Source organism: Sphingomonas natans, from assembly GCF_030546695.1.
In the GTDB taxonomy this organism is placed as follows: Bacteria; Pseudomonadota; Alphaproteobacteria; order Sphingomonadales; family Sphingomonadaceae; genus Sphingomonas_I; species Sphingomonas_I natans.
Map to the genome: position 1 here is coordinate 369,757 of NZ_JAUOTP010000002.1, position 21,531 is coordinate 391,287.

The 21,531-nt window shown below is 67.8% G+C and carries 21 protein-coding genes; 8 read left to right on the plus strand and 13 right to left on the minus strand.

Annotated features, from left to right (window positions below):
• The first annotated feature begins 59 nt into the window (after window positions 1-59).
• From Q4F19_RS05505 to Q4F19_RS05525, 5 genes are all read left to right on the plus strand, one after another.
• A complete protein-coding gene (locus Q4F19_RS05505) occupies window positions 60-1,496 on the plus strand; it encodes an efflux transporter outer membrane subunit (protein WP_303540552.1) in 1,437 nt (478 codons plus the stop codon).
• Window positions 1,496-2,701 (plus strand): HlyD family efflux transporter periplasmic adaptor subunit, encoded by a 1,206-nt coding sequence (locus tag Q4F19_RS05510; RefSeq protein ID WP_303540553.1) that lies wholly within the window; start codon window positions 1,496-1,498, stop codon window positions 2,699-2,701. The genes Q4F19_RS05505 and Q4F19_RS05510 overlap by 1 nt, the downstream gene beginning before the upstream one ends.
• Before the next feature lie 2 nt (window positions 2,702-2,703).
• The gene (locus tag Q4F19_RS05515) at window positions 2,704-4,239 is read left to right on the plus strand and encodes a DHA2 family efflux MFS transporter permease subunit (RefSeq protein WP_431312366.1); all 1,536 of its coding nucleotides are present in this window, start codon (window positions 2,704-2,706) and stop codon (window positions 4,237-4,239) included.
• Window positions 4,240-4,415: 176 nt separating this feature from the next.
• On the plus strand, window positions 4,416-5,123 hold the full coding sequence (locus Q4F19_RS05520) for a sterol desaturase family protein (RefSeq protein ID WP_303541009.1): 708 nt from the start codon (window positions 4,416-4,418) through the stop codon (window positions 5,121-5,123).
• Between the two features lie 8 nt (window positions 5,124-5,131).
• Window positions 5,132-6,301, plus strand: a complete 1,170-nt coding sequence (locus tag Q4F19_RS05525; protein ID WP_303540555.1) for a GNAT family N-acetyltransferase — start codon at window positions 5,132-5,134, stop codon at window positions 6,299-6,301.
• A 58-nt stretch (window positions 6,302-6,359) separates the two neighbouring features.
• Here Q4F19_RS05525 and Q4F19_RS05530 read toward each other — a convergent pair whose 3' ends face one another.
• From Q4F19_RS05530 to Q4F19_RS05570, 9 genes are all read right to left on the minus strand, one after another.
• Window positions 6,360-7,136 (minus strand): exodeoxyribonuclease III, encoded by a 777-nt coding sequence (locus Q4F19_RS05530; protein ID WP_303540557.1) that lies wholly within the window; start codon window positions 7,134-7,136, stop codon window positions 6,360-6,362.
• A gap of 132 nt (window positions 7,137-7,268) precedes the next feature.
• Window positions 7,269-7,601, minus strand: a complete 333-nt coding sequence (erpA, locus tag Q4F19_RS05535) for an iron-sulfur cluster insertion protein ErpA (protein WP_303540559.1) — start codon at window positions 7,599-7,601, stop codon at window positions 7,269-7,271.
• 37 nt (window positions 7,602-7,638) lie between these two features.
• Complete coding sequence (locus tag Q4F19_RS05540; RefSeq protein WP_303540561.1) at window positions 7,639-8,349, minus strand: M23 family metallopeptidase; 711 nt, start codon at window positions 8,347-8,349, stop codon at window positions 7,639-7,641.
• A gap of 56 nt (window positions 8,350-8,405) precedes the next feature.
• Window positions 8,406-9,269 (minus strand): ferritin-like domain-containing protein, encoded by an 864-nt coding sequence (locus Q4F19_RS05545; RefSeq protein WP_303540563.1) that lies wholly within the window; start codon window positions 9,267-9,269, stop codon window positions 8,406-8,408.
• Entirely contained in the window at window positions 9,266-9,736 is a 471-nt protein-coding gene (locus Q4F19_RS05550) for a peroxiredoxin (protein ID WP_303540564.1), read from the minus strand. The genes Q4F19_RS05545 and Q4F19_RS05550 overlap by 4 nt, the downstream gene beginning before the upstream one ends.
• Window positions 9,737-9,763: 27 nt before the next feature.
• Window positions 9,764-12,451 (minus strand): bifunctional [glutamine synthetase] adenylyltransferase/[glutamine synthetase]-adenylyl-L-tyrosine phosphorylase, encoded by a 2,688-nt coding sequence (locus tag Q4F19_RS05555; protein ID WP_303540566.1) that lies wholly within the window; start codon window positions 12,449-12,451, stop codon window positions 9,764-9,766.
• A 270-nt stretch (window positions 12,452-12,721) separates the two neighbouring features.
• Window positions 12,722-13,351 carry a sigma-70 family RNA polymerase sigma factor gene (locus tag Q4F19_RS05560; RefSeq protein ID WP_303540567.1) on the minus strand — a complete coding sequence of 210 codons (630 nt, stop codon included), beginning with the start codon at window positions 13,349-13,351 and terminating at the stop codon, window positions 12,722-12,724.
• 100 nt (window positions 13,352-13,451) lie between these two features.
• Window positions 13,452-13,592, minus strand: a complete 141-nt coding sequence (locus Q4F19_RS05565) for a hypothetical protein (protein ID WP_303540569.1) — start codon at window positions 13,590-13,592, stop codon at window positions 13,452-13,454.
• A gap of 64 nt (window positions 13,593-13,656) precedes the next feature.
• Window positions 13,657-14,448, minus strand: coding sequence for a response regulator (locus Q4F19_RS05570; RefSeq protein ID WP_303540571.1), 792 nt, complete (start codon window positions 14,446-14,448; stop codon window positions 13,657-13,659).
• A 294-nt stretch (window positions 14,449-14,742) separates the two neighbouring features.
• Here Q4F19_RS05570 and Q4F19_RS05575 point away from each other — a divergent pair, with 294 nt between their 5' ends.
• From Q4F19_RS05575 to Q4F19_RS05585, 3 genes are all read left to right on the plus strand, one after another.
• On the plus strand, window positions 14,743-14,937 hold the full coding sequence (locus tag Q4F19_RS05575) for a NepR family anti-sigma factor (RefSeq protein ID WP_303540572.1): 195 nt from the start codon (window positions 14,743-14,745) through the stop codon (window positions 14,935-14,937).
• 51 nt (window positions 14,938-14,988) lie between these two features.
• Complete coding sequence (locus Q4F19_RS05580; RefSeq protein WP_303540574.1) at window positions 14,989-16,521, plus strand: sensor histidine kinase; 1,533 nt, start codon at window positions 14,989-14,991, stop codon at window positions 16,519-16,521.
• A 280-nt stretch (window positions 16,522-16,801) separates the two neighbouring features.
• Window positions 16,802-16,939 (plus strand): entericidin A/B family lipoprotein, encoded by a 138-nt coding sequence (locus Q4F19_RS05585; protein WP_303540575.1) that lies wholly within the window; start codon window positions 16,802-16,804, stop codon window positions 16,937-16,939.
• Window positions 16,940-17,000: 61 nt separating this feature from the next.
• Here the strand turns inward: Q4F19_RS05585 and tatC are convergent, their stop codons facing one another.
• The 4 genes from tatC to Q4F19_RS05605 are packed head-to-tail and all read right to left on the minus strand — an operon-like array spanning window position 17,001 to window position 21,495.
• Entirely contained in the window at window positions 17,001-17,777 is a 777-nt protein-coding gene (tatC, locus tag Q4F19_RS05590) for a twin-arginine translocase subunit TatC (RefSeq protein WP_303540577.1), read from the minus strand.
• Complete coding sequence (gene tatB, locus Q4F19_RS05595; protein WP_303540579.1) at window positions 17,774-18,172, minus strand: Sec-independent protein translocase protein TatB; 399 nt, start codon at window positions 18,170-18,172, stop codon at window positions 17,774-17,776. Before tatB ends, tatC begins: the two co-directional genes overlap by 4 nt.
• A 33-nt stretch (window positions 18,173-18,205) precedes the next feature.
• Complete coding sequence (locus tag Q4F19_RS05600; protein WP_303540581.1) at window positions 18,206-19,501, minus strand: hemolysin family protein; 1,296 nt, start codon at window positions 19,499-19,501, stop codon at window positions 18,206-18,208.
• Window positions 19,502-19,557: 56 nt separating this feature from the next.
• Window positions 19,558-21,495, minus strand: a complete 1,938-nt coding sequence (locus Q4F19_RS05605) for a methyl-accepting chemotaxis protein (RefSeq protein ID WP_303540582.1) — start codon at window positions 21,493-21,495, stop codon at window positions 19,558-19,560.
• Between the last annotated feature and the right edge of the window lie 36 nt (window positions 21,496-21,531).

The following is a 21,531-nucleotide window of genomic DNA, read 5'->3' on the forward strand; positions in this document are numbered from 1 at the left end:
CAGTACACTTTCCTGTTGACAAGCCGCGGGCCGAAGCGCAGGCGCCGCAACCGTACTCTATGGTATCACACTCCTTCTCCTGGCGCACCGCCGCCCTGCTCCTCGCCGCCGCGCCGGCGCTGGCCGCCTGCGTGCCGAATCTCGGCCCAGCGCCCAAGCCGCGCTCGGCATCATCGCTTGCCAGCGCCAGCGCGCTTCCCGATCAGCAGGGCCAGTGGCCCGGCGAGGGCTGGTGGCAGGCTTATGGCGATCCGCAGCTCGATGCGCTGATCGCCGAAGGGCTCGCCGGATCGCCGGACATCGCCACCGCCGCCGCGCGCGTCGCGCGGGCCGAGGGCATGGCGCAGGCCGCAGGCGCCGCGGGCGGGCCGACGCTGGAGGCCAATGCCAAGGGCGGCAGCACCAAGCAGAGCTACAATAACGGCTTCCCCAAGGAATTCGTGCCCAAGGGCTGGAAGTCCACGGGCGACGCCTCGGTCCGCCTCGGGCTCGATCTCGACCTGTTCGGCCGCAACCGCGCCACTCGCCGCGCCGCCTTGAGCGAGCGCGATGCCGTGCGGCTCGACGCGTCCGCGGCGCGGCTCGCGCTCGCCGCCTCGATCGCGGGCGCCTATGCCGATCTGTCGCGCCTTTATGCCGAGCGCGACGTGGCCGAGCAGGCGGCGCGGATCCGCTCGGAGAGCGCCAAGCTCGTCGCCGATCGCGTCGCCAACGGCCTGGATACGGAGGGCGAGCGCGCGCAGGCCAATGCCTCGGTCCCCGCGACCCGTGCCGACATCTCCGCGCTCGACACGTCGATCGAGCTCGTCCGCCACCAGCTCGCCGCGCTCGTCGGCGCCGGGCCCGATCGCGGGCTGGCGCCCGCGCGGCCGAGGCTCGCGGGCTCGGGCGCGGGGTCCTTGCCCGCCAATGCCGGCATCGATCTGGTCGGCCGCAGGCCCGATGTCGCCGCCGCGCGTCTCCGCGTCGAGGCCGCGGACCAGCGCGTGAAGGCGGCGAAGGCGGCCTTCTATCCGGATGTCAGCCTCTCGGCGCTGATCGGCGTCCAGTCGCTCGGTCTGTCGAAGCTCGTCGAGCAGGATTCGATCTACGGCAATGCCGGGCCGGCCTTGTCGTTGCCCATCTTCGATTCGGGGCGCCGCTCGGGCGATTACCGCTCGTCGCGCGGCGATTACGACGCCGCCGTCGCCGATTATGACCGCGTCCTGCTGGGCGCGCTGCGCGAAGTCGCCGATGCGGTGAGCAACCGCGCCGGGCTCCAGCGCGAGGATAAGGACGTGCGCGCCTCGCTCGCGCAGAGCGAGACCGCTTATCGCATCGCCCGGCTGCGCTACGAAGGCGGGCTCTCCACCTATTTGTCGGTGCTCACCGCCGAGGATGCGGTCGTGGCCGCCCGCCGCCGCGTCGCCGATCTCGAAGCACGCGCCTTCACGATCGATGTCGCTCTCATCCGCTCGCTCGGCGGCGGCTTCGCCAGCGAACAAGGAAAAGGCTGATGGCCGAAGACAATCCCCAGATTCCGCCGGAAGTGAAGCGGCAGGAGGAAGCGGCCAAGCCGGTCGAGGCCAAGCCCGCGCCGCAGCCGGAGGCCGCCAAGCCCGATCCCGCCGAGCAGAAGGCCAAGCGCAAGCGCTGGCTGACGATCCTCGCCGCCGTCGTCGCGGTGATCGCGGTGATCTTGCTGCTCTATCATTTCCTGATCGGCGTCCGCCACGTCTCGACCGACAATGCCTATGTCGGCGCCGATACAGCGCAGATCACGCCGCTGGTCGCAGGAGCGGTGACCGAGGTTCGCGTCGCGAACACGCAATATGTGCGCCAGGGCGACATTCTCGTCGTCATCGATCCGGCCGATGCGCGCGTCGTCTCCGAGCGGACCGCGGCCGATCTCGCGCAGGCGCGCCGGGAACTGGGCCAGACCCGCGCGACGGGCGGCAAGCTCGACGCGCAGATCACGGCGCGCGATGCCGATATCGCCCGTGCCCGTGCCGAGGGTCTCTCCGCGCAGGCCGATTTCGAGAAAGCGCGCACCGATCGCGATCGCCGCGAGAAGCTGGCGGCGGCCGGCGCGGTCTCGGGTGACGAACTGACCTCGGCACGCAACGCCTTCGCCACCGCGCAGGCGCGGCTCGGCGTGGCCAAGGCCGGCCTCGACCAGGCGCGCGCGAACCGCGCCGCCGCCGTCGAGGAGCTGAAGGCCAATCAGGCGCTGACCGCCGGCCCGACCGAGACCAATCCCGACGTCGCCGCCGCGCGCGCACGGTACGACGCCGCGCAGCTGGACGTGAAGCGCACCGTCATCCGCGCGCCGATCTCGGGCATCGTCGCGCAGCGCAACGTCCAGATCGGCCAGCGCGTCGCCCCCGGCACCGCGATCATGACGATCGTTCCGGTCAACACCATGTATGTCGATGCCAATTTCAAGGAAGGCCAGCTGCGCAAGGTCCGTGTTGGCCAGCCCGCGACGATGACCGCCGATCTCTATGGCGGCGGCGTCGAATATACGGGCAAGGTCGTCGGCATGGCGGGCGGCACCGGATCGGCCTTCGCGCTGATCCCCGCGCAGAATGCGACCGGCAACTGGATCAAGGTCGTCCAGCGCATTCCGGTGCGCATCGCGCTCGATCCCAAGCAACTGGCCGATCACCCGTTGCGCGTCGGCCTCTCGATGGATGTCGATATCGACGTATCGGAGCGCTGAGCGTGGCGAGCGCGGCACCCGCAGCAAAGCCGCAGGCGGGGCCTTTGGCCAATCCCTGGCTGGTCGGCGTGGTCCTCGCGCTGTCTAACTTCATGGTGGTGCTCGATATATCGATCGCCAACGTCTCGGTGCCGCACATCGCCGGCAGCCTCGCCATCGCGCCCGATCAGGGAACGTGGGTCATCACCTCTTATTCGGTGGCCGAGGCGATCTGCGTGCCGCTGACCGGCTGGCTCGTCGCGCGCTTCGGCACGGTGCGAACCTATCTCGTCGCGATGACCGGGTTCGGCATCTTCTCGGTGCTGTGCGGCCTCTCGACGACGCTCGGCATGCTCGTCGCGTGCCGGATCGGCCAGGGGATCTGCGGCGGGCCGATCATGCCGCTGACCCAGACCCTGCTGATGGCGGTCTTCCCGCCGCAGAAGCGCGGCCAGGCGATGGGATTATGGGCGATGACCACCGTCGTCGCGCCGATCGCGGGGCCGCTGCTCGGCGGCCCGATCAGCGACAATTGGTCCTGGCACTGGATCTTCTTCATCAATATCCCGATCGCGATCATCTGCGTGGTCGGGTCCTTCTTCAACCTGCGCAATCATGAGACGCCGACGCGGGCGGCGCCGATCGACGTCGGCGGCATGGCCCTGCTGGTGATCTGGGTCGGCGCGCTCCAAATCATGCTCGATATCGGGCGCGACCATGACTGGTTCGCATCGGACATGATCAAGGCGCTCGCGATCGTCGCCGCGATCGGCTTCATCGCCTTCGTCATCTGGGAGCTGACCGCCGATCAGCCGGCCGTGAACCTGCGCGTGTTCCGCCATCGCGGCTTCTCGATGTCGCTACTTTCGCTGTCGCTGACCTATGCGATCTTCTTTTCGGCGATCGTCGTGACGCCGCAATGGCTGCAGGGCGCGATGGGCTATACCGCGACCTGGTCGGGCTATGTCGTCGCCTGGCAGGGCCTGTTCGCTGTCGTGATGTCGCCGATCGTGGGCAAATTGGTCGGCATCACAGATCCGCGCCGCGTCTATTCGCTGGGCGTGTCCTGGATGGCGATGACGATGCTCCTGCGCGCCAATTGGTCGACCGATGTCGATTACTGGCATCTCGCCGTGCCGCATCTGCTGCTCGGGATTGGCATGCCGATGTTCTTCGTGCCGGTGACGATGATCGCGCTCGCGGCGGTCGATCCCGCCGAGGTGCCGGGCGCGGCCGGTCTCCAGAATTTCGCGCGGACGCTCTCGGGCGCGTTCGGCACCTCGATCGCGACCACCATGTGGCAGAATGGCGCCGAACAGCAGCGCGCCGAACTCGCCAATATCATCAATCCCGCGATGTTCGAGCAGCAGGCGGCCGCGGCCGGCCTCAGCGCGGAGCGCATGCGCGGGCTCCTGGAGCAACTGGTGATGGGCCAGGGCTTCGCGCTGTCGCTGGTCCACATCTACCAGGTCGCGGCTGCCTTGTTGTTCGTGAGCGCGACGTTCGTCTGGTTCGCGCCGCGCCCGCGCGGTAGCCCCGCCGCGGGGGGCGGACACTGAGCCGCCCGGTCGATCGCATCCCGCCGATGTCGCAAAAGCGCCTTATTGCATGGGCAGGACCGCCAACCATATCATGACGGCCAGACAGGCCGGTGCAACAATTCGGGATACAATCGAACGTGGCGACCAAAGCGCTGAAGCCCGGTTTCTGGCGGCGGGAGCATCATCTGGACCGGATGAACCTGCGCCAGCTGGTCGTGGCCTATTTCCAGTATCCGGCGGTGATCGCCTATCTTGCGCTGAGTGCGCTCTCGATCGGGGTTTTCGTTGCCCGCCCGGCGCCCGTGCTGCCGACATTGGCCGCAGTGATCATCTCGGTGCTGCTCTACCCGCTCGTCTGGTACGGGCTGCATCGCTTCGTCCTGCACAGCCGCTGGATGTTCAAGGTACCGATGCTCGCCGCGACCTGGAAGCGGATCCACTACGATCACCACCAGAATCCGAACCATCTCGAGATATTGTTCGGCGCGCTGCACACGACGCTGCCGACTATCTTCCTCGCGACCGCCCCGATCGGCTGGGCGCTCGGCGGCCTCGGCGGAGCGGCCGCCGCCTTCGCCACCGGGCTGCTGACGACCTGCGCCTATGAATTCTGCCACTGCATCCAGCATCTGGCCTACAGCCCCAAGCATCCGATGCTGGTGATGATGAAGCAGCGCCACATGGCGCACCACTTCCACGACGAAAGTGGCAATTTCGGCATCACCAATTTCTTCTGGGATCGCCTGTTCGGCACGAGCTACGCCAAGGTGAGCGAGCGCAAGAAGAGCCAGACGGTCTTCAATCTCGGCTACACGCCCGAGATCGCGAAGCGTTGGCCGAAGGTCGCGGAACTGTCGGGCGGCGTCGCCACCGGCCACCCCGCCAGCCGCATCAAGCACTGAGCACCGGCATGAGCGAAGCGGCGACGATCCGCCCGGTCGTGACGAAGGCCGACAAGAAGGCCTTCGTCAATCTGCCGTTCCGCCTCTATGCCGAGGATCCGGCCTGGATCGCGCCGCTGAAGGATGAGGTGATGGGCCTCATCACCCCGGGCAAGAATCCGTTCTTCGAACATGCCGAGGCGCAGCTCTTCCTGGCCGAGCGCGACGGCGAAGTCGTCGGCCGCATCTCCGCCTCGATCGATCATGCCTGGACGCCGATGCCTGCCGACAAGGGCGGCGGCGCGGACAGCGGCAATTGGGGCTATCTCGACGCCGAGGACCAGGAGGTCGCCCGCCTCCTGATCGCACGTGCCGAGCAGTGGCTGCGCGAACATGGGGTCAAGCGCTCGATCGGCCCGATCAGCATGTCGATCTGGGAAGAGCCGGGTCTCCTCATCAAGGGCCACGACCAGCCGCCGACGGTGATGATGGGGCATGACGATCGGCGCTACGAGGCGTGGGTCGAGGCTGCGGGCTATGCCAAGGTCAAGGACCTGCACACGTGGGAACTCGACATCCGCGTGCCCTTCCCGCCGCTCATCCAGCGTATCATCTCGTCCGGCGAGAAGAATCCGCGGATCGTCGTCCGCAAGGTCGACAAGCGCAAGTTCGCCGAGGAAGCCGCGATCATCCTCGCCATCCTCAACGATGCGTGGAGCGACAATTGGGGCTTCGTGCCCTTCACCGAGAGCGAGATCGCCTTCGCCGGCAAGAAGATGAAGCCGATCATCTTCAACGATCTGGTCCGCATCGCCGAGCTGGACGGCGAGCCCGTCGCCTTCATGATGACCTGGCCCGATCTCAACGAGCTGCAGGCCGATCTGAACGGCGAACTGTTCCCGTTCGGGTTCATCAAGTTGCTGTGGCGGCTCAATGGCGGCTTTTCGGGCAAGCCCAAGGTCAAGACGATGCGCGTGCCGCTGATGGGCGTGGTCAAGCGCCTCCAGGCGAGCCGGATGGCGAGCCAACTCGCCTTCATGATGATCGAATATGTCCGCCGCGACGCGGTGGCCTTCTACGGCTCGACGCGCAGCGAGATCGGCTGGATCCTCGAAGACAATCAGGGGATGAACTCGATCGCGACCTCGATCAATTGCGAGATCAACAAGACCTATCGCATCTACGAAAAGGCGCTTTAGCCTCAACGCGCGCTGTCCGAAGACGCTCGGCGGTAACCGGGCGCTTGGGCCGGACAGGTCAGCGCAGCGTGATCCATGTCGGCGCGTGGTCGCTGGCCTTCTCCTTGCCGCGCGTCGCGCGATCGACGCCGGCATCGACGAGCCGGTCCGCCGCCGCCGGGCTCAGCATCAGATGATCGATGCGGAACCCCGCGTCGCGCGGCCAGGCGTTCATCGTATAATCCCAGAAGGTATAGACCGGGCCGCGTGGATGGATCGCGCGGATCGCGTCGGTCCAGCCGGCGTGGATCAGCCGGCGGAAGCAGGCGCGGCTTTCGGGCTGCGAGAGCGCGTCCGCCGCCATCCGCGCCGCCGAGAAGACGTCGTCGCGATCGTCGGTCGGGATCACGTTCCAGTCGCCCGCCAGCACGACCGGCCGCTCGCTCGCGAACAATGTCTCCGCGCGCGCCAGCAACGCCTCGAACCAAGCGAGCTTGTAATCGAACTTGGGGCCGGGCTGCGGATTGCCGTTGGGCAGATAGAGCGAAGCGACGATGACTCCATCGACCTCGGCCTCGATATAGCGGCTGTGGCTCGGATCGGGATCGTTCGGCAGCCCGCGCATCGTCTCGATCAGCGCGGCTTCGCGCGCGAGGATGGCGACGCCGTTCCAGCTCTTCTGGCCGTGCCAGATTGCGCGATAGCCGGCGGCGGCGATCTCCATTTCGGGGAAGCGCTCGTCGGGCGCCTTCAATTCCTGGAGACAGGCGACATCGGGCTTGGTCTCGTCGAGCCATTCGAGGAGACGCGGCAGGCGCGCGCCGATGCCGTTGATGTTGAACGTCGCGATCTTCATGGGGCCGGGCATAGCGGGCGCTTGGGCCGCTCGGAAACCCTTTCCGTTCGTGCTGAGCCTGTCGAAGCACCGTTCTTCTTGTCCTGAAAGGACGGCCCTTCGACACGCTCAGGGCAAACGGCACGACATTGCCTAAATGGAGAAGCTGGTTCCGCAGCCGCAGCCGGACGCGGCATTCGGGTTGGTCACCTGGAACGAGGCCCCACCGAGATTCTCGACATAATCGACCGCGCTGCCGCGGACGAGATCGAGGCTGACCGAATCGACGACGAGCGTCACGCCGTCGCGCTGGGCGACTTCGTCGTCACCCTCGACCGCGTCGGCGAGCCCGAATTTATACTGGAAACCCGCGCAGCCGCCGCCTTCGACGGCGAGGCGCAGAATCGCGGGCTTGCCTTGCTTGCCCGCGATCGTCGCCACGCGCTTGGCGGCGGAAGGGGTGATATCGATCGCGGTGTCGCTCATGTCGTCGAGATAGGGTGCGCCGCTACCGGCGGCAAGCTCACTCGACGTCGTCGGGGCCACCAAGCGCGATCGTGGTGGCGCGCTGCTGCTGCGCGACGACATAGTCGCCCGCCTGCAGGAAGGGCACCGGGTTGACGGCATGGCCGTCGATGCGGACTTCGTAATGGAGGTGCGGGCCGGTCGAGCGGCCGGTGGAGCCGACGAGCGCAATCAGATCGCCGCGGTGCACGAGCTGGCCCGAATGGACGAGGATGCGCGAGAGGTGGCCGAAGCGCGTCTGCACGCCCTTGCCGTGCGCGACCTCGACGAGATTGCCATAGCCGTTCGACCATTCGGCCTTGTCGACGATGCCGTCCGCGGTGGCATAGACCGCGGTGCCCTGGGGTGCCGCGAGATCGATGCCGGCGTGCATCGCGGCCGAACCGCGGAACGGATCGGAGCGGACGCCGTAGCCCGAGGTGAAGGTCGCGGCGTTGATCGGCTTGGCGGAGGGGACGGCGATCACGCCCTGGCCGATCTGGTCCTGCTTCTTCCAGCCCATGAACATCGCGTGGAAGGCATCGTCACCGCCGGAAATCGCGGCCGCATCCTCGATCGAGTCGAGCGCGGCGCCGTCGGCGACGATCTTGTCGCCGACCTGCGGGGTCATCACGGTATCGGCAAAGGCCGGAGCTGCGGCGGTCAGCAGGCCGAAGGCGGCGAAGAGACGGACAATCGAGCGGACGGTCTTCGAACGTGATGCAGTCATGCGATCCCCGGCGTTGGCTTGTCCCGCATGAGAGCCCCCGCTCCCGCACGATCAGGTTAAGCGTCCGTCCTGGAGAATGCCCCTCCCGCGACGACGACTGGGGTCTGTCGCTTTGGTTCCGGGGCTGCAAGCGATGCGTAAAATTCCGGCGTCAGACCGGCAGCTAGCCGCGCCGAGTCGTTGAAAGGGGCTTTTATCGCGCCTTTAAAGTGTCGCACGACGAGCTCGCGCCACTGTTCGGCGGGCTCGCGGCCCGCATTCCGCGCGGACGATTCGAACCATTTCATCCCCGTGGCGACGTGTTTGATCTCGTCGCTAAGGATGCGCGCCAGAATCCGCGACGAAACAGCGTCCCCGACCGCATCGAACCGCACGATCATCTGCGGCGTGACGTCGAGCCCGCGCGCCTCCAGCACGAGCGGGACGACCGCGAGCCGCGCGCCGGCATCATGCGCGGTTGCCTCGGCCGCTTCCCACAATCCGTCGTGCGCGGGCAGGTCGCCATAGGCCGCCCCCAGCGCGCGCAGCCGCCGGTCGATCAGCGCGAAATGCATCGCCTCCTCGGCCGCGACCCGCATCCAGTCGTCGGCGAAGGCGCGCGGGAACTGCCCGCCGAAGCGGCCGACCAGATCGACTGCGAGATCGATCGCGACGCATTCGATATGCGCGATCGCATGGAGCAGGGCGATCCGGTTGGTGAGGCTCCCGCCCTTCTTGCGCTTGGGCATGTGCGAGGGCGGGAGCAGTTCGGGCCGCCCGGTGCGCGCCGGACGCGCGGGCATCGCCACATCGAAGACATGCGCCAGCTGCCCGGCGTGCCAGCCGCGCGCCGCCGCCCGCGCCGCCATCACCTTGGCGCGCGGATCGGCGGTGAGCAGGACATCGCGACAGGCGGCGCTAAGGGTCGCCGGTGGGATCAAGCGCTCTTCAACGCGCGCGCTGCCGCCAGCACCGTCTCGACATGGCCCGGCACCTTCACCTTGCGCCAGATCTTCGCGATCGTGCCGTCGGCCGCGATCAGGAAGGTCGCGCGATCGATGCCCATATATTTGCGGCCGTAGAGGCTCTTCTCGATCCACGTGCCGAAAGCCTCGCACACCGATCCGTCCGCGTCGGTCGCGAGCGGCACGGTCAGCGCATGTTTGGCAGCGAACTTGGCATGATCTTTGGGACTGTTCTTCGAAATGCCGAGCAGGCCGGCCCCCTCCAGCTCGAACGCGGCGAGATGCTGCGAGAAGTCGATCGCCTCGCGCGTGCAGCCCGACGTATCGTCCTTCGGATAGAAAAACAGGACAAGCGTGCGCCCGAGCAGCGAGGAGAGCGGCATCGCGCTGCCGTCGCCGGCCTGCAGCGTCACGTCGGGGGCCTTGTCGCCTTCGTTGAGCATCGCATCGTCTCCTCGGTCGCGCCCCCTCTAGCCGAGCCCGGCGACGCGGCGCCACTCCCCCGCGATCAGCGCGCGCGCCTCCTCATAAGCCGGCACGAAATCCCCCCACGCGGCGAGCCCGCACGCCTCGGCGACAAGCGCACGCGAAGCCTCGGAGGGCGCGGCCCCGCCAGGCGCGACCAGCCGCAGCACGATCAGCATCCGCGTCAGGAGCGCCAGCGCATCGGCGAAGCCAGACGCAAGCAAGGCGGCCGTCTCCAGCGCCGCCGCCGCGGCAGCGAGATCGGGCGTGATCGCCTGCCGTTCGCGCAGCTGGAGCAGATGCACCGCGAATTCGGCGTCGATCAATCCGCCCTCGATCAGCTTGACGTCGAACGGTCCCGCCGGCGGCTTGTGGATCGCGATGTCGGCCCGCATCTTTACGACGTCGGCCGCCAAGTTCGCCGGATCGCGCGGCCGGCGCAGCACCTGATCGATGATCGCCGCCAGCGCCGCCCGTGCGCCCTCCGATCCGAAGACGGGCCGCGCGCGCTCCAGCGCCATATGCTCCCACGTCCAGGCGCTCTCCGCCTGGTAGCGCGCGAAGCTGTCGAGCGAGACGGCGAGCAGCCCCTGCGTGCCCGAAGGCCGCAGCCGCGTATCCACCTCGTAGAGCGGACCGGCCGGCGTCGGCACCGACATCGCCGCCGAGACGCGGCTGGCGAGGCGGTTGAAATAATGCGTCGCGCCGAGCGGCCTTGGGCCGTCCGATTCCGCGAGAAAATCGCCGGTGAAAAGATAGACGAGATCGAGATCCGAGGCATGCGTCAGCGTGCCCCCGCCGAACCGGCCGAGCGCGAGGATCACGAGTTCGCCACCCGCGATCCGGCCATGCGCGCGCTCGAACTCGGCGACCGTCGCCGCCGCGAGCACGCCGAGCGCGGCCTCGGCAACGCGCGCATAGCCCGCGCCGATCGCGAGCGGATCGGCGCTGCCCGCAATCGCCTGCACGCCGAGCGCAAAGCGGCGCTCGCCGACCTGCGCGCGGACTCGATCGAGCAGACCCTGATAATCCTCGCGATCCTCGCCCCGCGCGAGGATCGCCGCGAGCGCGGGCGTATCGGGCTGCGCCTCCAGCGCGCTCGCATCGATGAGCCCGTCGAGCAGGCTGGCGCGCCGCGCGAGATCGGCTGCGAGGGCCGGCGCCAGGGCGAGCACGCGCACGAGCAAAGAGAGCAGGCTCGGCCGCGCCTCCAGCAGGCGAAACAGATTGAGCGCGCTCGGCAGCCGCCCGACCAGATCGTCGAAGCGCATCAACGCCGCCTGCGGGTCTGCGGCCTCAGCAAAGGCCGCGAGCAATGTCGGCAGCACCGCTTCCAGCGCGGCGCGCGCGGGTGCGCTGCGGGTCGTGCGCAACTGGCCGGTCCGCCACGTCTCGATCCGCGCCGCCCCCTGCGCGGGATCGGGGAAACCGCGCGCGGCGAGCATCTCTTCCAGCGCCGGGCGCGAGTCCGGCAGCGGCGAGGCGTCGTCCGATTCCAGCGCGTCGTAGAGCCGGCCGACCGCTTCGGTCGGCGGCGTCAGCAGCGCGACCAGCGCCGCGCCGTCCGCAAGACCGGCGAGCCGCGCGACATTGTCGAGTTCGGCCGGGTCTTCGGGCAGGAGATGCGTCTGGCGATCCTCGGCCATCTGCAGGCGATGCTCGATCGTACGCAGCAGGCGATAAGTCTGGCCGAGCGCCACGGCTTCGGACGCATCGATCCGGCCGGCGGATGTTAGCGCGGCCAGCGCATCCAGAGTCGCCGGGGTCCGCAATGCCGGCTCTCGGCCGCCGTGGATCAACTGGTGGATCTGCGCGAAGAATTCGATCTCGCGGATGCCGCCGCGCCCGCGCTTCACATCGTAGCCGGGCGCCGGCGCCTGGATCTTGCCGTGATGATCGCGGATCCGGCGCGAGAGATCGCGGAGCTCGCCGATCGCCCCATAATCGAGAGAGCGCCGCCAGACGAACGGGCGCAGATGATCGAGCATCGCCTGTCCCAGCGCGATGTCCCCCGCCGCCGCACGCGCGCGGATGAAGGCGGCGCGCTCCCAAGGCAGCGCGCTCGATTCATAATGGGTGATCGCCAGATCGATCGGTACGGCGAGCGGCGTCGCCTCGGCGGCGGGGCGCAGGCGTAGATCAACGCGCAGCACATAGCCCTCGGCGGTCTGCTGCTGGAGCAACTCGACGATCCGCCGCGCGATCCGCTGCGCCGCCTCGCCCGGCTCCTCGCGCGGGCGGCACCAGAGCGTCCTTGGATCGAACAGCAGGATCGGATCCACGTCGGACGAATAATTGAGCTCGCGGCTGCCCTGCTTGCCGAGCGCCAGCGCGACGAAGCCGGCGCTGCCTTCGCCGCCGCGCTCGGCGATCGCGGCGCGGATCGCGCGGTCGAGCGCATGATCGGCAAAGGCGCTGAGCGCGGCGGTGACCGTCTCGAATGACGCTCCGGCGAGATCGGCGAGCGCCACCGCGAGCGCCACCGCCTGCCGCTCGCGGCGGAGCGCCAAACCGTCGTCGCGCTCTGCATCGCCCTCGGCGCGCGCCGCCGCCAGCGTCGCAGCGAGCCCCTCCGCCGCCAGTCGATCGACGACGTCGCGGCGGCGCGCGACGAGCCGGCGGAGGAATGGCGCATGCGCCTCGGCCAGCGCTATCGCCGACGAAAGTTCGGGGAGCCGATCCGCGTCCGTCACATGCCCCGCCGTGCCAAATTCGTCCGGACGCAACTTACGCCCGATCCGACCGTTACGCTTAACATGGGTCTAGTAAGCCATTTTGCGTCGTCCGGAGAGGGCGGAGACCGGAAACCGGCTTCGGTGCCGGCGCCTTCCGCCTATCAGGGCGTGAGTTCGGCGCTGCGCAACAGCTTCTCGCTGCCGCCGCTGTCGGACGAATTCGCGCGGTTGCTCGCAAAGCTCAAATAATCACGCCGCGTCCGGCGCGCCGGACGGGCACCGCGCCGATCATCGGCCGCGGCTGAGCGTGTCCACTTCGCTCATGATCGCCTGCAGCGCCGTTTCGTCGGGCTTGTTCGAATGCAGGCGGCGCGAGGGCAGATCGCCACCGCTCATCAACTGCTCGAGCGCCACCCGGCCGCGCGCGACACGGCTCTTGATCGTACCGACCGCGCAGCCGCAGATCTCGGCTGCTTCTTCATAGGCGAAGCCCCCCGCGCCGACGAGGATCAGCGCCTCGCGCTGCGGCTGCGGCAGATGCAGGAGCGCGCGCTGCAGATCGCCGAGATCGACATGGCGATCCTGGCTCGCGGGCGCGGCGAGGATCTTGTTCGCGGTCAGATCGTCCCACTCGCCCTTGAAGCGCGCGCGGCGCATCTGGCTGAGGAAGAGATTGCGCAGGATGATGAAGGTCCAGGCGCGCATATTGGTGCCGGCCTGGAAGCGCTGGCGCGCCGCCCATGCCTTCAGCAACGTCTCCTGGACGAGATCGTCGGCGAGATCGCGATTGCCCGAAAGCGAGCGGCCGAACGCGCGCAGGTGCGGGATGACCCGCGCCAGCTCGGCTTTGAAGTCGGTATCGGAGAGAGCGACATGCTCCACCGCTTCGGCGGGCAGGTCCTCTTGGGCTTCGGTCATATCGTGATCATTTCCCGGCGACGGGCTGACAATGCCTCGGCATCGCTCAAAGTGGGGCGGATCCGGTGGAACCGCAAGGGCCGCACCGCACGCGCCTCGGCTACCACCATATACGCAGGATCACCACGAACAGGATGATCACCAGTGCGAGGCTGATCGGCAACACATAGCGGGTGACATGGTTGGAGGAGCCGCCACGCGCCTCGGTCCGCGTCAGATGAATGTCGTCCTTGTCGGCCATAAGGCCCTCCGCATGCGATCGTTACTGAGAGCCAACGGTCGCATGCGGCGGGGGTTCCCTATGTTCAGGCGGGCACGGTCGCCGCGTCGAAGAACAAGGCCTGGCTGATCGCCGCCTTGACCGTCGAGCGCTGGAACGGCTTGGTGATCAGGAAGGTCGGCTCGGGCCGCTCGCCCGTCAGCAGGCGCTCGGGGAAGGCGGTGATGAAGATCACCGGCACCGAGAATTCGGCGAGGATGTCCTTGACGGCATCGATGCCCGAACTGTCGTCGGCGAGCTGGATGTCGGCGAGCACGAGGCCCGGGCGCTGCGCGAGCGCCTGCGCCACCGCCTCGTCGCGCGTGACCGCGACGCCGGTGACGTTGTGGCCCAGATCGCGGACGATCGTCTCCAGGTCCATCGCGATGATCGGCTCGTCCTCGATGATGAGCACGTCGGCGCGCGTCTGGCGCTCGATCTCGGCGATCGCATCGCGCACCATTTCCTCCACGTCGCTGCTCTCCTCGTCCATCAGATAGGCCGCATCTTCAGGCGTGAAGCCTTCGAGCTGCGTGAGCAGCAAGGCTTGGCGCGAGCGCGGCGTGATCTTGGCGAGCCGGGCATTGGCGATGCCGGCGTGCGGATCGCCCTCGTCCGTCTCGTCCGCGTCCTCGTTGACCGAATCCCAGATCCGCTGGAACGTGCGATACAGGCCGAGCCGGACATCGACGTCGCGCGGGAAATCCTGCGGCGCGGCGACGATCGCCTCCAGCGTGGCGCGGACATAGGCGTCGCCATGCTGCTGGGTGCCGGTCAGCGCGCGGGCATAGCGACGCAGGAACGGGAGATGAGGGGCGAGATCCTGGCCGAGCGACATGGGCGACTATGCTCCTGACGAAATGAACTGAGTTGAGATAAGCAGATTAAAGCGCGAAACGCACGAGATCGCGGATCGCCGCGACGCTCGCGCTACCAAGCAAACTTTCTTGGCGCAGGGGTGGAACCATCGTGTCACACTTTTGTTTCACCGCTGATGTGCATCCTCGCCGACAAGCCCCAATAAGGCAGTCGACGGGCCGATCTTGGCATCATCGGCGCGTCGGCGAACCGGCACGGTGTGGGGATAACAGGCGTTGAACAACCACGGACGGTCGAACCCCAGGGGTTCCAAGTGATTCAGGGGGCGAACGGCTTGGTCGCTGATAGCAAAGGGCGGGGCACCAGCGGCGGGGACAAACCTGCCCGCAAGAAGAAGCCTGGCGGTCCGGACTCGCATGTCGCGAACGCGCTGAAGACCGCTTATGAAGAGACGGTCGGCGAAAGCGTGCCGGACGAGTTCATGGATCTTCTTGGCAAGCTTAGCTGACGGCGTGTAGCCGTCGCCTCCATGTCACCCGAACTTACTGGATATCGATCCGTGATCGCCCGATTCTCGAGCGGCACGAAGATGCTCGTCATCATGACGGTGGCCCTGCTGCCGCTCGGCATCGTCGCCCTATTCGCGTCCATCCAGTCGGCGCACGACAAAAGACTCCAGCACGAAGGCGACGCGCGGCTGATCGCGACCGCCGAGGCACGCCAGCTCGATCTCGTCATCATCCGCAGCGCCAATGTCGTCCGCGCCGCCGCCTTCGCGTCGGGCGGCGACGGCACGCAATGTTCTAGGATCGTCGCCCGGGTCGCGCATGCGCTGCCGAATGACGCGCGCTTCGCCTTCTTCGGCCCCGACGGGCAATTGCGCTGCGCCAGCACGGGCTTCGGCTCGGGGGATCTGCCGCCCGTGCGCGGCAATATCGGCATCGAGCTGCTCCTGCTGGACAAGCCCGGCGGCATCCGCTTCACCGTCGGCGCCAGCGACGGCAGCTACGGCGTCGGCGAATTGCCGCAGGCGCAGCTGGCCGGATCGATCAGCGGCTCGGGGGGCAACCAGTCCGTCCTGCTGCGCCAGGGCGCGGCGCGGCTTCCGCTCGTCGGCGCGCATCCCGCCGGCCCGCTCGATCAGCCGATCACCGTCAGCGCGCCGATCGCGGGCGGCCAGATCAATCTGGTCGCGACGATCTTCGCCAGCACGATCTCGGTGATCGAGGTGCTGCTCGTCCTCCTCCCCCTGCTGATGTGGGCCGCGGCGGCGATCATCGGCTGGAGCGTCGTGCAGGGCCTGCTGCTGCGCCCGCTCGGCCAGCTCCAGCGGTCCGTCGCGCAGCTCGGATCCGAGCCTCTGTCCTTGCCCCGTCTCCAGACCCCCGCGACCGAGATCAGCGCATTGGCCGATTCCTTCCGCCACGCCGCCGAGCAGATCGCGACGCGCGAACTGGCGCTGGAAGAAGGTCTCTCCCGTCAGGTCCGCCTCACGCGCGAGGTGCATCACCGCGTCAAGAACAACCTCCAGGTCGTCGCCAGCCTGATCGCGCTTCACGCGCGGGGCTCGAACGGCGATGTCGCCGCCGCTTATGCCTCGATCCAGCGTCGGGTGGATGCGCTCGCCGTCGTCCATCGCAATCATTATGCGGAGCTCGAGGAGAATCGCGGGGTCGCCTTGCGCTCGCTGATCGGCGAGCTGACCTCCAACCTGCGCGCGACCGCGCCCCCCGAAGCCTCCCATTTCCACATCACGCTCGATATGGCGGCGGTCCATGTCAGCCAGGACGTGGCCGTGCCCGTCGCCTTCCTGCTCACCGAGATGCTGGAGCTGCTGATGATCGCGGCACCCGCCGATCCGGTGATGATCAGCGTCCGCACCACCGATCGTCCCGATCGCGCGCTGATGACGATCCGCGCCGCCGGGCTCGCCTCGGCGGCGGCGACCGGGAGCGCCGCGCGCCAGCGTTTCGATCGCATCGCCGGCGGCCTCGCGCGCCAGCTGCGATCGCCGCTGACGCTCGACGAGGATGGCGGGCGTTATGCGATCGAGATCATGATCGTGCCGGACGAGGCGCAGGAGATCGACTGAGCAAAAATTTTCGGGCCGCCGCTTATGGGCCGGAACCATGTTCGGCCTAGCTTGTTCTCACCACAGGACAGCGACCTTTTGCCCCCCCGCTCTCGCTGTCTGATCAAATGGGCCCGGACGCGCCGATCCTCCCCCCGGCGGCGCCTCCGGGCCCAAATTGTTTTTGGGGCAGACCTTCCGCCTCCATTTCCTGTTCGGACCGCCAGCGGAACAAGCCCCGATGTGGGACATTGATCGCACGGTCCCGCCGGTCGGGACGGATCATTCACGGGAGCATCACATGGTTCGCAAGACATTCGCACTGGCACTGGTCGCCGGCACCCTGCTCGTCTCGGCGTGCAACACGGTTTCGGGCGCGGGCAAGGACGTCTCGTCCGCCGGCAAGGCCGTCAGCAACACGGCCGAAAAGAGCAAGTAAGCCTCAGCCGACATGAAAAGGGCGTCGCTCGAAGGAGCGGCGCCCTTTTTCGTGCCCGTGGTCAGACGGCCGCGTCTTCCGCGGCTTCGGGCTCCTGCCGCGCGCGCTTGCGCTCGGTGAACCACATCGCGATCAGCGCCAGTTCGTAGAGCAGGATCAGCGGCAGCCCGAGCATGATCATCGATCCGATGTCGGGCGGCGACAGCACCGCCGCCACCGCCGTATTGCCGACGATCGCATAGCGCCGCACCGACACGAGCTGCTTGCGCGTGACGAGCCCCGCCTGCTCCAGCAGCATCAGCAGCACCGGCACGAGGAAGGCGAGCCCGAAGCCGAACAGGAACTGCATGATAAAGCTGAGATAATTGCCGACCGAGGGCAGAGCTTCCTGCTGGATCCCGCCGAGATTGCCCTGGAAGCCGAGCAGGAAGTGCAACGCCATCGGCACCGCGACATAATAAGCGAGCGCCGCGCCCATGATGAACAGCACCGGCGTGGCGATCAGGAAGGGCAGGAACGCATTGCGCTCCTTCTTGTAGAGGCCCGGTGCCACGAACTGCCAGATCTGGTTGGCGATGACCGGAAAGCTCAGCATCGCCGCGGCGAAGAAGGCGACCTTTACCTCGACGAAGAAGGCCTCGAAAATCTGGGTGTAGACGATCTTGCCCTGGCCCGCGCGCACCAGCGGCTGGACGAGGAAGGCGAAAATCGGCCGCGCGAAATAGAGGCAGACCCCGAAGGTCACCGCCAGCGAGACAATGCACCAGAGCAGCCGCCGGCGCAGTTCGATCAGATGATCGAGCAAAGGCGCGCGCGTATCGTCGAGATCTTCGCTCATGATCGCGCCGGGGGCTCCTGTGCGTCCGCCGGGTACGGCGCGGGATCGGTATGTTCAGGCGCCGGAAGCTGGCCCGGCTCGGTGGTGACGTCGCCTGCCGGCGGCGGCAGCGGCGTCATCGCATAATGCGCGTCCTCCGATTCCTCGGGCGGCACGGTCGGCGGGTGCTCGGCCATGATCCGCGCATTTTCCGCGGCCCATTTCTTTTCCATCTCGTCGAGCTCGGACTGGCGGATCATCTCGTCGAAGCCGGAGCGGAAATGGCGCGCCACCCCTCGCGCCCGGCCGACCCACTGGCCCACGACGCGCAGCGCGCGCGGCAGATCCTTCGGGCCGATCACGACCAGTGCGACGATGGCGACGAGCATCAGCTCCGAAGGCGCGATATCGAACATGGGATCGCCCTTAGAACGGTTGAGAAGCCACGGCTATTCCCGGCCTGCGATGAGCTTGTCGATCTTGCGTCCGTCCATGTCGACGATCTCGAAACGCCAGCCATGTTGGCTGAATATTTCGCCGGTCGTCGGCAGGTGGCGCAGCACCGACAGCGCAAAGCCGGCGACCGTCGCATAATCGCGATCGTCGGGCAGATCGATGCACAGCCGATCGGAGAGGACGTCCGCCGAGGCCGATCCGGAGATCAGCCAGCTGCCGTCCTCTCGCTCCACGAACGGCGGATCATTCTCGTCGTCGCTGTCCGACGCGAACGCGCCGCCGATCGCGGCAAGCAGATCGACCGGCGTCACCAGCCCGTCGAAATGACCATATTCGTCATGGACGAACGCCATCGGCACGTCGGCCTCGCGCAGCACCTTCAGCACGTCCATCGCGTCCATTTGATCGGGCACGACGGGCACCATACGCACCAGCGTCTCGATCGCCGGCTTGGTGTCCGCCAGCGACGCGCCGAGCAGGTCGCGCGCCTGAACGACGCCGATCAGCGCATCCACCGTGCCCCGCCCGACCGGCATCCGGCTGTGCGGCATTTCGAGCAGCTGCTCGCGCACCTCCTCGGCGTCGCCGTCGAGATCGATCCACTCCACGCTCGTCCGCGGGGTCATCACCTCGCGCACCGGCCGGTCGGCGAGGCGAACGACGCCCGAGATGAAGGCGCGCTCGCTCTCCTCGATCACGCCCGCGGTCGAGGCTTCGGCGACGACGAGGTGCAGCTCCTCGGCGGTCACATGGTTCGACGATTCGCGATCGAGCCGCAGGAGATGGAAGATCAATGCGCTCGATCGATCGAGCACCCACACGAAGGGCGCGCCGACGCGCGACAGCCACAGCATCGGCCGCGCGACGAACGAAGCGATGAGCTCGGGCTGGCGCAGCGCGAACTGCTTGGGCACCAGCTCGCCGACGATCAGGCTCAGATAGGTCGTGCCGATGATGACGAGGACGAAGCCGGTCTGCGCGGCGGTATCCGGGGCCAGCCCCAGCGGCAGCAGCAGTTCGCCGACCGGCCCGCCGAGGCTCGATCCCGAATAGGCGCCGGCGAGGATGCCGATCAGCGTGATGCCGGTCTGGACCGTCGACAGGAACTTGCCCGGATCGCCGGCCAGCGCCATCGCGACGCGCGCGCCGCTGCGGCCCCTGCGCGCCAGCGCCTCCAGCCGCGGCCGGCGCGACGAGACGATCGCCAGCTCGCTCATCGCGAAGACGCCATTCAACACCATCAGGAAAAGGATGATGGCGAGATCGGACCAGGGGAAAGGGTGTGCCATGGGCGCAGACCGGCCTTACCGTCGCCGAGTGGCGCACGGCAAGGGCAACATGCGGATCAGGCCGCGAAGCTTGATGGACGTCCGGCCGCCGGGATTTCAGGGGATTGCCGATCCTTCAGGCTGTCGGCGAACTGTCCGGCGCGCTCCTGTAGCAACTCCGATCGCCGGCCGAGATCGCCCGCCACGGTGGTCAACGCCTTGGCGAGGCTTTCCGACGAGCCGATCACCCGATCCAGATGGTGGATCGCGCCGTCCGTCTCGGCGAGGTGCGAGCTCGCGCTCGCCACGGCGGCGCGGATGTCGGCGGCCACCACCGTCTGCCGATCGAGCGCGGAGCGCGAGGTCGCGGTGACCTGCGTGATCTCCTGCACGATTCCGCGGATCGCATCGATGCCCGATGTCGCGGTCTGCGTATTGCCCTGCATCGTCCGCAACACGCTCGCGATCGACTGCGTCGCCGTCGTCGTCAGGTCGGCGAGCTGGTTGACCTCGTCCGCGACGACCGCAAAGCCGCGCCCCGCCTCGCCGGCGCGCGCCGCCTCGATCCGGGCATTGACCGCGAGCATGTTGATCCGTCCGGCGAGCGCGACGACGGTCGCAACGACATCCTCGACTGCGCTGGCATTGGCGCTGAGATCGTCGAGCCGGCGCACCAGTTCGTCGATCGTCCATTCCGCCCGGCGCGTGGAATCGACCGCTTCGGTGACGCCCGCGTCGAGGCTGCCCGTCGCCAGTTCCAGCGCGGCATTGGCGGCGATGACGGTCTGGATCGCGCGCATCGATCGGGTCGCCGATTCGACGACGACCGCGGCCGCCCGCCGCCCGGCGGCCGCCTCGCTCTCCAGCTCGATCGATTGCGCGGCAAGCTTCCCGGAAATGGCCGAGACCGGGCGCAGGGCGGTGTCGAAATCCTGTTCGAACAAGGCGAGCGTCGCCAGCGCCTGCGCGCGAGCCTGCGCCTTGCGCTGTTCGCGATCGGCCTCGCGCTCTTCCGACAGGCGATGCACGGCGCCCTCCTGCTCGCGCAGGCGGATGAGCAGGGCCTCGGCATCGGCGCGGGTCGTCGCGGCCAGTGCCGATGCGGCGCGGCTGTTGCTCGCCTCCGCCTCGGCCTCCGCCTGCTTCTGGCGCAGCAGCCTGCCAAGCCGCCGCGCAAGCACGAACTGGCCGTAGCCGACGAGGATCGTCGCCACGATCAGCGCGATCATCGGCAGCGCAGCGCGCCGAAGCATCGTCGCGCCCGGGCGCCGCGGCGTCCAGACGATGCGGCCGCCCTCGGGATCGGGAAACATGTCGATCGAAGGATGTCCGCCGATTTCGGACGCGGGCACCCAACGCAGCCCCCGGATCGTCGAGGAGCCGGCGATCTCGTCGAGCAGCCGGCCGGCGACGGGTTGCAGCAGCAGCAGATAGCGTTTCGCATCGCTCTGCCGCGCCAGCGCGCGGTCCATCGGCCTGATCCGCGCGACGCCGAGAAAATAAGGCTGGGAACGATAGACGATCCGCGACACGGCGGGCGTCTCCGTCGCGTCCGCCAGCGCGCGGAGACGGCGCAGATCGAGGTGAAAATCGCGAAGCTCGGGCGCCGGTCCCTTCGCCCAATATTGGTAGCGCACCCGGTCGCTTTCGTCGGTCAGATAGACGCCGCTCATCGGCATCGTGAAGGTCGCCCACACCTCGCGGCCGATATTCGCATTCGCCCACTTTTCGTCCGACGCGACGACCATGTGCGCGAAGATCTCGTCCCAATAGGCATAGCCCTTGAGCCAGCTGCGGAAATTGGCTTCGCGTGCATCGAGCGCGGACGAGATGGCTTGCCGGCCATAGCCGAACGCGCTGCGGTCCTGCTGTCGTGCCTGGGAGAGGCCGAAGATCGTCAGCGAGCCGATCAGGATCAGCGCGACACCCGCATAGCTGAGCGCGATCTTGGTCTCGAAGGCGAGCGCCGCGCGCCAGCGCCGTGCAATTCGCCAGACGTCCACGATGTCGCGCAATCCTTCTCAGCGTGCACGGGCTTGTCGCATAACGAG

Bases quoted from the DNA above. Each gene is read 5' to 3' on its own strand.
- Q4F19_RS05505 (WP_303540552.1), top strand. From the start codon at position 60: ATGGTATCACACTCCTTCTCCTGGCGCACCGCCGCCCTGCTCCTCGCC.
- Q4F19_RS05510 (WP_303540553.1), top strand. From the start codon at position 1,496: ATGGCCGAAGACAATCCCCAGATTCCGCCGGAAGTGAAGCGGCAGGAG.
- Q4F19_RS05520 (WP_303541009.1), top strand. From the start codon at position 4,416: ATGAACCTGCGCCAGCTGGTCGTGGCCTATTTCCAGTATCCGGCGGTG.
- Q4F19_RS05525 (WP_303540555.1), top strand. From the start codon at position 5,132: ATGAGCGAAGCGGCGACGATCCGCCCGGTCGTGACGAAGGCCGACAAG.
- Q4F19_RS05530 (WP_303540557.1), bottom strand. From the start codon at position 7,136: ATGAAGATCGCGACGTTCAACATCAACGGCATCGGCGCGCGCCTGCCG.
- erpA (WP_303540559.1), bottom strand. From the start codon at position 7,601: ATGAGCGACACCGCGATCGATATCACCCCTTCCGCCGCCAAGCGCGTG.
- Q4F19_RS05540 (WP_303540561.1), bottom strand. From the start codon at position 8,349: ATGACTGCATCACGTTCGAAGACCGTCCGCTCGATTGTCCGTCTCTTC.
- Q4F19_RS05550 (WP_303540564.1), bottom strand. From the start codon at position 9,736: ATGCTCAACGAAGGCGACAAGGCCCCCGACGTGACGCTGCAGGCCGGC.
- Q4F19_RS05560 (WP_303540567.1), bottom strand. From the start codon at position 13,351: ATGACCGAAGCCCAAGAGGACCTGCCCGCCGAAGCGGTGGAGCATGTC.
- Q4F19_RS05565 (WP_303540569.1), bottom strand. From the start codon at position 13,592: ATGGCCGACAAGGACGACATTCATCTGACGCGGACCGAGGCGCGTGGC.
- Q4F19_RS05570 (WP_303540571.1), bottom strand. From the start codon at position 14,448: ATGTCGCTCGGCCAGGATCTCGCCCCTCATCTCCCGTTCCTGCGTCGC.
- Q4F19_RS05585 (WP_303540575.1), top strand. From the start codon at position 16,802: ATGGTTCGCAAGACATTCGCACTGGCACTGGTCGCCGGCACCCTGCTC.
- tatC (WP_303540577.1), bottom strand. From the start codon at position 17,777: ATGAGCGAAGATCTCGACGATACGCGCGCGCCTTTGCTCGATCATCTG.
- tatB (WP_303540579.1), bottom strand. From the start codon at position 18,172: ATGTTCGATATCGCGCCTTCGGAGCTGATGCTCGTCGCCATCGTCGCA.
- Q4F19_RS05600 (WP_303540581.1), bottom strand. From the start codon at position 19,501: ATGGCACACCCTTTCCCCTGGTCCGATCTCGCCATCATCCTTTTCCTG.